This window comes from Roseococcus thiosulfatophilus (genome assembly GCF_017311575.1).
GTDB classification, from domain to species: Bacteria; Pseudomonadota; Alphaproteobacteria; order Acetobacterales; family Acetobacteraceae; genus Roseococcus; species Roseococcus thiosulfatophilus.
In genome coordinates, this window is sequence record NZ_JAFFQY010000061.1 from 163,951 (window position 1) to 175,810 (window position 11,860).

At 72.5% G+C, this 11,860-nt stretch carries 8 protein-coding genes; 7 read left to right on the forward strand and 1 reads right to left on the reverse strand.

Annotated elements, in window-relative coordinates:
• Nucleotides 1–96: 96 nt before the first annotated feature.
• The 4 genes from mutS (at nt 97) to trpS (ending at nt 8,036) form a co-directional block, all read left to right on the forward strand.
• Nucleotides 97–2,643 carry a DNA mismatch repair protein MutS gene (gene mutS, locus JTN19_RS16610; protein ID WP_206935031.1) on the forward strand — a complete coding sequence of 849 codons (2,547 nt, stop codon included), beginning with the start codon at nt 97–99 and terminating at the stop codon, nt 2,641–2,643.
• A 10-nt stretch (nt 2,644–2,653) separates the two neighbouring features.
• Nucleotides 2,654–5,422, forward strand: coding sequence for a [protein-PII] uridylyltransferase (locus JTN19_RS16615; protein WP_242531215.1), 2,769 nt, complete (start codon nt 2,654–2,656; stop codon nt 5,420–5,422).
• The gene (murJ, locus tag JTN19_RS16620) at nt 5,422–6,963 is read left to right on the forward strand and encodes a murein biosynthesis integral membrane protein MurJ (RefSeq protein WP_206934901.1); all 1,542 of its coding nucleotides are present in this window, start codon (nt 5,422–5,424) and stop codon (nt 6,961–6,963) included. Before JTN19_RS16615 ends, murJ begins: the two co-directional genes overlap by 1 nt.
• Nucleotides 6,964–7,034: 71 nt before the next feature.
• Nucleotides 7,035–8,036, forward strand: coding sequence for a tryptophan--tRNA ligase (gene trpS, locus JTN19_RS16625; RefSeq protein WP_206934903.1), 1,002 nt, complete (start codon nt 7,035–7,037; stop codon nt 8,034–8,036).
• A gap of 9 nt (nt 8,037–8,045) precedes the next feature.
• On the opposite strand, the gene JTN19_RS16630 is transcribed toward trpS, so the two are convergent.
• Entirely contained in the window at nt 8,046–9,569 is a 1,524-nt protein-coding gene (locus JTN19_RS16630) for a bifunctional metallophosphatase/5'-nucleotidase (protein WP_206934906.1), read from the reverse strand.
• Between the two features lie 126 nt (nt 9,570–9,695).
• Between JTN19_RS16630 and JTN19_RS16635 the strand changes: the two genes are divergently transcribed.
• Genes JTN19_RS16635 through JTN19_RS16645 form a run of 3 tightly spaced genes read left to right on the forward strand, consistent with a single transcriptional unit; the run spans nt 9,696 to nt 11,829 of the window.
• Entirely contained in the window at nt 9,696–10,607 is a 912-nt protein-coding gene (locus JTN19_RS16635) for a sulfite exporter TauE/SafE family protein (protein ID WP_456315804.1), read from the forward strand.
• Nucleotides 10,604–11,338, forward strand: coding sequence for a TIGR02186 family protein (locus JTN19_RS16640; protein ID WP_206934909.1), 735 nt, complete (start codon nt 10,604–10,606; stop codon nt 11,336–11,338). Before JTN19_RS16635 ends, JTN19_RS16640 begins: the two co-directional genes overlap by 4 nt.
• Nucleotides 11,338–11,829: a universal stress protein gene (locus tag JTN19_RS16645; RefSeq protein ID WP_206934912.1), complete on the forward strand. Its 492-nt coding sequence runs from the start codon at nt 11,338–11,340 to the stop codon at nt 11,827–11,829. Before JTN19_RS16640 ends, JTN19_RS16645 begins: the two co-directional genes overlap by 1 nt.
• Nucleotides 11,830–11,860 lie beyond the last annotated feature (31 nt).

The following is an 11,860-nucleotide window of genomic DNA, read 5'->3' on the forward strand; positions in this document are numbered from 1 at the left end:
GGCGGCGCTGCGAAGCGACCCCTTCGCGGGCCCAGCCCGCCCCGCTAAAGCTGCGGGGTGCAGCATCGCGTGACAGCTGCGGGCGCCACGCCCGCCATGGCCCAATGGTTCGCCGCGAAGGAGCAGGCGGGCAGCGCCCTGGTCTTCTTCCGCATGGGGGATTTCTACGAACTCTTCTTCGAGGATGCCGAAGCGGCGGCCGAAGCGCTCGGCCTCGCGCTGACCCATCGGGGCGAACACCAGGGCCACCCCATTCCCATGTGCGGCGTGCCGCACCACAGCCACGAATCCTACCTGGCCCGCCTGATCCGCCGGGGTTTTCGCGTCGCGATCTGCGAACAGATGGAGACGCCCGAGGAAGCCAAGGCCCGCAAATCGGCCACGCTGCGGCGGGAGGTGGTCCGCATCATCACCCCCGGCACCGCGACCGAGGAGGCCCTGCTGGACGCCGCCCGCCCCGCCTGGCTGCTGGCCCTGGTCCGCGGGGGCGCCGCCTGGCTCGATGTCTCGACCGGCGCCTTCCACACGCAGGACGCGCCGGAGGTGGCGGCGCTGGTCGCGCGCCTCGCCCCCGCCGAAATCCTGGCGGAGGAAGGGCTGGAGCTCGAAGGCGCCACCCCGTGCCTCGTGCCCAAGGACGCCCCCGGACGGCTGGCCGAGGCGCTGGGCGTCGCTTCGCTCGAAGGCTTCGGCCAATTCAGCCCGGCCGAGATCGCCGCCGCCGCCATGGCCGTGGACTATGTGCGCGGCGTGCAGAACGGCGCCCTGCCGCGCCTCGCCCCGCCCATGCCGGAGGGCGCGCGCGGCGTGCTGCTGCTGGACGCCGCCACCCGCCGCAGCCTGGACATATTGGACGGCCCGCGCGACGCCTCGCTGCTGGCCGCCGTGGACCGCACCCTGACCGGGCCGGGCGCGCGGGAGTTGGCTGCGCGCCTCGCCGCGCCGCTGGACGACCGCGCCGCCATCCGCGCCCGGCACGACGCCGTGGCCCTGCTGCTGGAGGACGGCACCCGCCGCGCCGGGCTGCGCGCGGCCCTCAAGGGCGCACCCGACATGGCCCGCGCGCTGGGCCGCCTCTCGGTGGAGCGCTTCGCGCCCCGCGACCTAGGCGCCATCGGCGACGGGCTGGACCGTGCCGGGCGCCTCTCCCGCCTGCTGGATGGTGCCCGCCCCAGCCTGCTGGAGGACGCGCAGGCACCGCTATCCGCCCTGCCGGCCCTTGCCCAGGAACTTTCCCGCGCCGTGGCCACCGAGCTGCCGGCGCGGCTGGAGGAGGGCGGCACCGTTGCCCCCGGCTATGATGGCGAACTCGACGCGCTGCGCCGCCTGCGGGATGACGCGCGCGGCGCCATCGCCGCCATGCAGATGCAGCTGGCCCAGGCCTGGGGCGTGGCTTCGCTCAAGATCCGGCACCACCAGCAGCTGGGCTATCTGGCGGAAATGCCCGCCGCCGCCGGGGAGAAGCTGCTGCGCGGCGCCCCAGCCGCGGCCAGCGGCGACCTCGCCCCCATCCATCGCCAGTCCATGGCCAGCGCGCATCGCTTCACCTGCGCCGCCCTGGCCGCGCTGGACCGGCGCCTGTCCGAGGCCGGCGACCAGGCGCGCGCCCGCGAAAGGCTCGTGGTCGCCCATCTGCGCCGCATGATCCTGGCCGAGGGCGAGGCCATCGCCACCGCCGCGCGGGAGATGGCCGCGCTCGACGTGCTCACCGCCAGCGCCGAACTGGCCTCCGGCGGCGGCTGGTGCCGGCCCGAGATCACCGACCGGCCCGACTTCGCCATCGAGGCCGGCCGCCACCCGGTGGTGGAGGCGGCGCTGCGCCGCGCGCGCGGCCCCGCCTTCGTGCCCAATGACTGCGACCTCTCGCCCGGCCGCCGCCTTTGCCTGCTGACCGGCCCCAACATGGCCGGCAAGTCCACCTTCCTGCGGCAGAACGCGCTGATGGTGATCCTGGCGCAGGCGGGGCTGTATGTTCCCGCCCGCGCGGCGCGGATCGGGCTGGTGGACCGGCTCTTCTCCCGCGTGGGCGCCGCCGATGACCTGGCGGGCGGCCGCTCCACCTTCATGGTGGAGATGACGGAGACCGCCGCCATCCTGAACCAGGCCGGCCCCCGCAGCCTCGTGGTGCTGGACGAGGTGGGGCGCGGCACCGCGACCTGGGACGGGCTCGCCATCGCGACCGCCGTGCTGGAGGCTCTGCATGACCGCATCCGCGCCCGCACCCTCTTCGCCACCCATTTCCATGAATTGACCCGGTTGGCCGACGGACTGCCCGAGATGCGCCTCGCCGCCATGCAGGTGCGGGAATGGCGCGGGCAGGTGGTGTTCGAGCACCGCGTGGCCGAGGGCGCCGCGGAAAAGAGCTGGGGCGTGCATGTGGCCAAGCTGGCCGGGGTGCCGCCCGCCGTGCTCAAGCGCGCGGCCGAGGTGCTGGCCGGGCTCGAGGCCCGCGCGGCGGCGGGCACGGACCCGCTGACCGCCGCCATGCCCCTCTTTGCCGGGGCGCCGCCGCCACAACCCATGCGTGCATCGCCCGCGCTGGAGGCCTTGCTGGCGCTGGATCCCGACGCACTTTCCCCGCGTGAGGCGCATGACGCACTCTACAGCCTCAAGGCACTCGCAGCCGCGAAGGAAGGCCTGTAGTCTGGTTGACATGACGCTCGCCACCGCCCCTCGGGCCCAAGCACGGCTGCAGGACCGCCTGCTGCCTGACGGCGTGCCCATCGCGCGCGACCAGGCGCTGGCCCTGCTGCGGCGGGAGCTGGGCGGGGTGCAGGCCTGGGTCCAGCACGCCTTCGAAAGCCGCGAAACCCACGGGCTGGGCGCCGCCCGCCGCCTGGCCGAACGGATGGACCAGGTGATGCTGGCCATTCTCGACTACGGGGCCGCCATGGTGCCGCCTTTGCCCGGCGCGGCGCCGGTGGACTTCGCCCTGGTCGCGACCGGCGGCTACGGGCGCGGGGTGCTGGCGCCGCATTCGGACATTGACCTGCTCTTCCTCACGGCCAAGGACCCGGGGGCGCGGACCCGGCGGCTGATCGAGTTCATCCTCTATCTGCTGTGGGACCTCGGGCTGAAGGTGGGCCACGCCACCCGCAGCGCCCAGGATTGCCTGACCGAGGGCTGCAAGGACGTCACCATCCTGACCGCCCTGGTGGATGCGCGCTTCCTGGGCGGCGACGCCGAGGCCTACGCCCATTTCGCGGAAAGCTTCACCCGGCACCGGCTGGAGAGCGGCATCGCCCCCTTCCTGGCCGCCAAGCGCGCCGAGCGCGCCGCCCGCCATGCCCGCTACGGCGAAAGCCCCTTCCTGGTCGAGCCCCATGTGAAGGAAGGCCGCGGCGGGCTGCGGGATTTGCAGACCCTCTACTGGCTGGCCCGCTACGCCTTCGGCGTGCAGAAGATGCCGGAGCTGGTGGGGCCCGACAGCCCCGGCGGCGGGCTGCTCAGCGCGCATGAGGCCCGCTCCATCCGCCGCGCCTGGGACTTCCTCTGGACGCTGCGCTTCCACCTCCACTACGTCACCGGCCGCGCCGAGGAACGCCTCACCTTCGACCTCCAGCCCGTCATCGCCGCCCGCATGGGCTACACCCGCCATGGCGCGCAGGACGGGTCGGAGCGGCTGATGAAGCACCTCTTCCTGACGGCGCGCGACGTGGTGCGCTTCACCCGCGTGCTGGAACCGGCCATCGAGCGCGCGGCCTTGGGCCCGCCCGCCACGCGGCGCGAGGGGGATGAGGGGCTCGCCGCGCTGGGACTTGCCTTCGCCGATGGCAAGCTGGTGGCCGCGCCCCCCGACCGCGACTTCTCGCGCGAGCCCGTGCTGATGCTGCGGATCGTGAAGGCGGCGCGGGACCGCTGCCTGGACATCCACCCCCTCGCCATCCGCGCCCTGATCCGCCACGCCCGCCAGGCCGAACGTTTGCGCGGCGACCCCGAGGCCAACCGCCTCTTCCTCGACCTGCTGATGGGCAAGGGTGCGGCCAAATGGATGCGCCTGCTGAACGAGGCGGGCTTCCTCGGCCGCTTCCTCCCCGAGTGGCAGCGCATCACCGGGCTGATGCAGTTCGACACCTACCACGTCTTCACGGTGGATGAGCACACCATCGAGGCCATCGGCGTCCTCCAGCAGATCGAGGGCGGGGCGCTGGCCGAGGTGGCGCCCGTGGCCAGCGAACTGGCCGGCCAGCTGCAATCCCGACGGGCCCTCTATGTGGCCGCCCTGCTGCATGACATCGCCAAGGGCCGCGGCGGCGACCACAGCGAGATCGGCGCCCGCCTCGCGCAGGAAATCTGCCCGCGCCTGGGCATGACCGCGGAGGAGACCGAGACCGTCTCCTGGCTGGTGCTGCACCACCTGCTGGTCAGCCAGACCGCCTTCAAGCGCGACATCGAGGACCCCAAGACCATCCTCGACATCGCCGACCAGGTGCAGTCGCCCGAACGCCTCCGCCTTCTGCTGGTGCTGACGGTGGCGGACATGCGCGCCGTCGGCCCCCGCGTCTGGAACGCCTGGAAGGCCACCCTGCTGCGCGAGGTCTATTGGCGCGTTTCCGAGGTGCTCGCCGGCGGCATGACGGTGCCCGAGCGCGACGTGCGCGTGGCCCGCGCCAAGGAAGCGGCCATCGCCACCCTGCCCGCCTTCACCCAGGCCGAGGCCGATCATTTCCTCTCCCTCGGCTACCCTGGCTACTGGCTGTCCTTCGACGCCGAGACCCATGCCCGCCACGCCTCCATGATCCGCGATGCCGAGGCCACGCGCGCGCCGCTCACCGTCCGCACCCGGGTCCTGCCTGAGCGGGGCGTCACCGAGGTCACGGTCTATTGCACCGACCACCCCGGGCTGTTCAGCAAGATTTCGGGCGCCCTGGCCGTCGCCGGCGCCTCCATCGTGGATGCACGCATCCACACCCTGACCAACGGCATGGCGCTGGACACCTTCTGGGTGCAGGACAGTTCGGATGACGCCTTCGACGCGCCGCACCGCCTGGCGCGGCTGTCGGTGCTGATCGAGCAGTCGCTCTCCGGCCGCCTCCAGCTCGACGCCGAAATCCGCAAGGTGCGGCGCGAGCCCGCGCGGCTGGCCGCCGTCACGGTGCCGCCGCGCGTGGTCTTCGACAATTTCGCCTCCAACACCCACACCGTCATCGAGGTGAATGGCCGCGACCGGCCCGGCCTGCTGCATGACGTGACGGCCGCCATCAGCGAACAGGGGCTGCAGATCGCCTCCGCGCACATCACCACCTATGGCGTGCGCGCCGTGGACGTCTTCTATGTGAAGGACGTCTTCGGCCTGAAGATCGAGAATGAGCGCAAGCTCGCCCCGCTGCGCGAGGCGCTGCTCGACGCGCTGACCCCGCCCGACGCGCCCGGCGGCGGGGGCGTCTCGGTGCTGATGCGCGAGGTCGCCAGCCAGGCCTGATGCTGCGCTCCATCGCCACGGTGGGCGGCTGGACCATGGCCAGCCGCATCCTCGGCTTCGCGCGCGACATCCTGATCGCCTCGCGCCTGGGGGCCGGCCCGATGGCCGATGCCTTCTTCGTGGCGCTGAAACTGCCCAACCTCTTCCGCCGCCTCTTCGGCGAGGGCGCCTTCAACGCCGCCTTCGTCCCTGCCTTCGCCGCCACCCTGACGCGCGAGGGCTTCGCCGAAGCGCAGCGCCTGGCCGAACGGATGGCGGGGCTGATGGCCCTGTGGCTGTCCCTGCTCACGCTGCTGGGCATGGTCTTCATGCCGCAGGTGCTGTCGGTGCTGGCGCCGGGCTTCTCGGCGCGGCCCGACCAGTTCGCGCTGGCCGTGGAACTGACGCGGATCGTCTTTCCCTACCTGCTGCTGATCTGCCTGGTGGCGCTGGTCTCCGGCGTGCTGAACGGGCTGTCGCGCTTCGGCGCGGCGGCGGGGGCGCCGGTGCTGTTCAACGTGACGGCCATGGCGGCCCTGCTGGGACTGACACCCTTCGTCGCCACGCCGGCCCATGCGCTGGCTTGGGGGGTGACGGCCTCGGGCGTGCTGCAACTCGCCTTGGTGTGGTGGGCGGCGCGGCAAGCGGGCATGGCGCTGAACCCGGTGCGGCGCATCACCCTTGGCCCCAACGAAAGGGGCGTGTTGCGGCGGATGGGGCCGGGCATCATCGGCGCGGGGGTCACGCAGCTGAACCTGGCGGTGGATGTCATCATCGCCTCGCTGCTGCCGGCGGGCGCCGTGTCCTTCCTCTACTACGCGGACCGGGTGGCGCAGCTGCCGCTGGGCGTGGTGGGGGCGGCCATCGGCACCGCGCTGCTGCCGCTGCTGGCGGCGCAGATCGCGGCGCGGCAAAGGTTGTCGGCGCATCGCAGCCAGAACCGGGCGCTGGAAATCTCCCTCGCCCTCACCCTGCCCGCCGCCGTGGCGCTGGCGGTGCTGGCAGCGCCCATCATCAGCGTGCTGTTCGAGCGCGGGGCCTTCGGCGCGGCCGCGGCGGCCGAGACGGCGCGGGTGCTGGCGGCCTATGCGCTGGGCCTGGTCGCCTTCGTGCTGGTCAAGGCGCTGGTCCCGGCCTTCTTCGCCCGTGGCGACACCACCACCCCCGTGATCGTGGGCGTGGGCGTGGTGGGCATGAACCTGGGGCTGAACCTGCTTTTCCTCTGGGCCACGCCGCTGGGGGCCTCGGGCATCGCGCTGGCCACCGGGCTTGCGGCCTGGGCCAATGTGGCGGTGCTGCTCTGGCTGCTGCACCGCAAGCGCCATTTCCGCGCCGACCGCCGGCTGCGCCGCAACGCGCCCCGGTTGCTGGCGGCGGCGCTGGCCATGGGCGTGGTCCTGGCGCTGGGCGCCATCTGGCTGGCGCCCGGCCCGGGCAGCGCGGGGGCGGCGTGGCTGGCGGTGCTCTGCGCCATGGGGGGCATCATCTATTTCGGCGTGGCGCATCTGCTGGGCGGGCTGGATCTGCGCGAGCTGCGCCGGATGGTGCGGCGGCGGCGGTAACACGCCGTGGCGTCTTGACCCCGCGCCCCGCGCGCGCGAACGATCCCCACGGCCAATTCACGGGAATTTCCATGCAGCGCGTCTTCTCCGGCATCCAGCCCTCCGGCGTGCCCACCCTGGGCAACTACCTCGGCGCCATCCGCAACTGGGTGCCGATGCAGGACCAGCACGAATGCCTGTTCTGCATCGTGGACCTGCACGCCATCACCCAGTTCCAGGAGCCCGCGCAGCTCCTGGCGCAGACGCGCGAGATGGCGGCCACGCTGCTGGCCTGCGGCCTCAGCCCCGAGAAATGCGTGCTCTTCGTCCAGAGCCATGTGCCCGCCCATGCGGAGCTGGGCTGGATCTTCAACTGCGTGGCGCGCCTGGGCTGGCTGAACCGCATGACGCAGTTCAAGGACAAGGCCGGCAAGGACCGCGAGGCGGCGAGCAGCGGCCTCTACGTCTATCCGAACCTGATGGCCGCCGACATCCTGGCCTACAAGGCCACCAGCGTGCCGGTGGGCGACGACCAGCGCCAGCATCTGGAACTGGCGAACGACATCGCCCAGAAGTTCAACCACGACTACGGCACGGATTTCTTCCCGCGCATCGAGCCCTTCATCCAGGGCGTCGCGGCCCGCGTGATGAGCCTGCGCGACGGCACGAAGAAGATGTCGAAGTCCGACCCCTCGGACCAGTCGCGCATCAACCTGAACGACGATGCGGACACCATCGCGCTCAAGATCCGCCGCGCGCGGACCGATGCCGAGCCCCTGCCCGGCCACCTGGCCGGCCTCGAAGGCCGCGCCGAGGCGCGCAACCTGGTGGGCATCCTCGCCGCCGTCACCGGCACCCTGCCCGAGAACGTGCTGCGCGAGCATGAGGGCCAGGGCTTCGGCGCCTTCAAGGAGGTGCTGACCGAGGCGCTGGTGGCCCACCTCGCCCCCATCCGCAAGGAAATGCTGCGGCTGCTGGAGGATGCGCCGGCGCTGGACGCCGCCCTGCGCCGCGGCGCGGAGCGGGCGGAGGACATCGCCAACCCCATCCTGGCCGAGGCGAAGCGCCTGGTGGGCTTCCTGCCGAGACGCTGAGAGGACGCTTCAGCCGCCCAGCGCCCGCACCACCACTTCCTCCAGCAGGGGGCCGTCATCCACGGCCTCCAGCGCGCGTTCCGCGAACTCGGCATAGCCGTCGCCGCCGCGGCGGAGGAAATTGTTGGTGGCGATGCGGTAGGCTCGCGCGGGGTCGAGCGGGCGCCATTCGCCCGGCGCCTCCTCCACCTCCACTTCGAGGGCGCGTTCGCCCACCGGGCGGGAGGGGTCGGCGCGGAAGCGCAGCCCGGCCAGTTGCGGGAAGCGGCCATTGGGCTCGGGCAGGCGCGAGAGGCCGTTCTCCAGCGCGGCCCGCAGCGTGTCGCCCCGCAGGGTCAGCCGCGCCAGGGTGTTGCCGAAGGGGAAGGCGGTCAGCGTGTCGCCACGGCTCACATCGCCCGCGGGCAGGCCGGCGCGCAGCCCGCCGCCGTTCATCCAGCCGATCTCGGCGCCCGCCGCGCGGCGCATCGCCTCGGCCACGAAACCACCCATGGCGCAGGCTTGCTCGCGGCAGCCCTCCAGGGTGAAGGCCTCCGGCAGGCGGCCCACCACGGCGCGGCGCACCGCCTCCAGCGGGCCGGCGTATTCGGCGACGATGGCGGCCACCGCGGCATCCTCGGCCAGGGCGGCGTCCAGCTCCGCCATGGCCTGGGCGTGGTGCAGCACCGTGCCATCGGCCGCGAGGTCGAGGTCGAGGCGCCCCAGGAAGCGCCCGAAGGCGCCCGCCTGCACGATCAGCACCGGCCGGTCCGGCCCGTCCACCAGGCGCGGCGGGGCGATGCGGAGATGCGTGTGCCCGCCAATGATGGCGTCCACCCCGGGCACCTGCGCGGCCAGACGCTCATCCTCCGCGAGCCCCAGGTGCGAGAGCAGCACCACCGTCGCCGGTCCCTCGCGCCGCGCCGCCCAGACGGCGCGTTCGGCCGCCTCGGCCGGGTCGGTGACGCGCAGGTTGGGGCCGGGCGAGGAGATGACGGGCGTGTCCGTCGTCACCAGCCCCACCACCACCAGCCGTGCCGGGCCGTTGCGGAAGGTGACGGTGGGCAGCACGCGGCCGGCCAGCGCGGGCTCGGCCGTGGCGTCGAGATTGGCGCAGAGCACGGGGAAGGCCGCCATCTCGATGTAGCGGGCCAGCGTGGCCGGCCCCTTGTCGAATTCGTGATTGCCCAGCGCGAAGCCCTGCACCCCCCAGGCGCGCTGAACCGCGGCCTCGGCCAGCCCCTCATGGTGGGAGAAGAACAGGCTGCCCATGAAGCTGTCGCCCGCCTCCAGCAGCAGGGCGGGGCGCTGGTCGGCGCGGGCGGCCTCGCGCGCCTGGGCGATGGCGGTCGCGATTCGCGCCGAGCCGCCGAAACAGGCCTCGCCCGCGCGGCAGGTGGCGCCGCTGGCCGCGATGGGCTCATGCCGGCTGTGAAAATCATTCAGGTGCAGCAGCGCCACCCGGCTGACACTCTGCGCCCGGGCGGGGCGCAGCGCGGGACTGGCGAGCAGGGCCGAGACGGGAAGCCCGGCAAGGACACGGCGGCGAAGCATGGCCCACCCTGCGGGCAGTTCCCGCCCAAGTCCAGTGATGTTCCGTGACGCAACCCCAACCCTCCTTCGGGCCTTGCCACCTGCGGGCGATGGGTGAACCCTTGCCCTTCACAGAACCGGGCCCTGTTGTTGCAAATCTACCTGCCCATCGCGGAAATGAGCGTGGATGCCCTTCTCCTGGTCGGCATCGGCTTCGGCGTGGGCTGGCTGTCGGGGCTGTTCGGCGTGGGCGGCGGCTTTTTGCTGACGCCGCTGCTGATGCTCATCGGCATTCCCTCCTTCGTGGCCGTCGCCTCCGGCGCCAACCAGACGCTGGGCGCCTCGGTCTCGGGCCTCATCGCGCAGGCGCGGCGGGGGAATGTGGACTGGCGCATGGGCGGCGTGCTGGTGGCGGGCGGATTGCTCGGCAGCTTCGCGGGGGTGCAGCTCTTCGCCTTCCTGCGCGAGAAGGGCCAGGTGGATGCCGCCGTCGCCCTCTTCTACGTGGTGGTGCTGGGCATCGTGGGCCTGCTGATGGTCATGGAAAGCGTGCGCGCCATCTTCCGCCGCGTCCGCGCCCGCCCGCAGCGGCTGCACCAGCATTCCTGGGCGCATGGGCTGCCGCTGAAGATGCGCTTCCGGCAGAGCCGCCTCTACATCTCGGTCCTGCCGCCGCTGGCGGTGGGCTTCGCCATCGGCGTGCTCTCGGCCGTGATGGGCGTGGGGGGCGGCTTCATGCTGGTGCCGGCCATGATCTACATCCTGGGCATGCCGACCTCGGTCGTCATCGGCACCTCGCTGTTCCATGTGGTCTGCATCACGGCCTCGGTCACCTTCTTCCAGGCGGTGCAGGTGGGCGGCGTGGACATCGTGCTGACCATGCTGCTGCTGGCCGGCGGCGTGGCCGGCGCGCAGTTCGGGGCCTCCATGGGGGCCAGGCTGCGCGGCGAGGAGACGCGCGCGCTGTTGGGCCTGCTGGTGCTGGGCGTGGCCCTGATGCTGATGTGGAACCTCGTCACCCCGCCCGAACGCCTCTTCTCCGTGACGCGCGCGCCATGAGGGCCTTGCTTCTCATCCTCCTGCTGCTGGCCCCGGGCCTCGCCGCCGCGCAGCCGCTGGTGGCCCGCCTCTCCACCGACCGCGTGGACGTAACCACCGCCTTCGTGGGCGAGAGCGTGCTGGTCTTCGGCAGCACCGAGCAGCCCATCGGCCCCGGCGGCGACGAGGTCATCGTGGTGGCGCGCGGCCCGTCCACGCATTTCGTGGTCCGCCGGCGCGTCAACGTGCTGGGCATGTGGCTGAACGGCCCCTCGGCGCATTTCGACGAGGTGCCGAGCTTCTACGCCATCGCCGGCACCCTGCCCGCCTGGCGGCTGCTGCCCGAGGAGGTGCGCCAGGCGCGTGGCCTCGGCCTCGACGCGCTGCCGCTGACGCCCAGTTCCGGCGCGCGCTCGCCGCAGTTCCGCGCGGCGCTGCTGGAGCTGAAGCGGAACGAGGGCCTCTGGCTGGAGGATGTCGCGCCCGTGGACATCGCAGGCAACCGCCTGTTCCAGCTGCGCCTGCCGCTGCCCGCCACGGTGCGGCCGGGCGTCTATGAGATTGCGGTCCACCTGGTCCGCTCGCGCCAGGTCGTGGCGACCGAGCGGATGGGCTTTGTGGTGGCCCGCACCGGCACCGCGGCCGAGATCGAACGCCTGGCGCGGCTGCAGCCCGCCGTCTATGCGCTGATCTGCATCATTCTTGCCGCCCTGGCCGGTTGGCTGGGCAGCATCCTCTTCCGGAGAAGCTGATGACCGAGGACGGAACGGAAAAGGCCCGGCGCGACCGTGTGTTCCTGGTGGTGGTGGATGACAGCCCTGAGCGCGCCATCGCCCTGCGCTACGCATGCCTGCGCGCCGCCAAGGGGGGTGGGCGCGTGACGCTGCTGCGGGTGGTGGAGCCGGTGGAGCAGTCCGAATGGGCCGGCATCGGCTCCATGATGCAGGAGGAGCGGCGCGAGGAGGCGGAGGCGCTGCTGGCGGGCCTCGCCGCCCAGGTGAAGGAGCTGACCGGTGGCCTGCCCATGCTCGTGATCCGCGAGGGCAACGTCGCCGATGAGCTGCTGGCCCTGCTCGACGAGGACCCCCGCATTTCCATCCTGGTGCTGGCCACCTCGGCCGGCGGCAAGGGGCCGGGGCCGCTGATCACCGCGCTGACGGGGCGGCTGGCCGGCAAGATGACGGTGCCCATGACCATCGTGCCGGGCGAGATGACCGAGGCGGAGCTGGAAAGAGTGACTTGATTTTCTGCCCTCAGGCGCCGGGCGCGCGCTC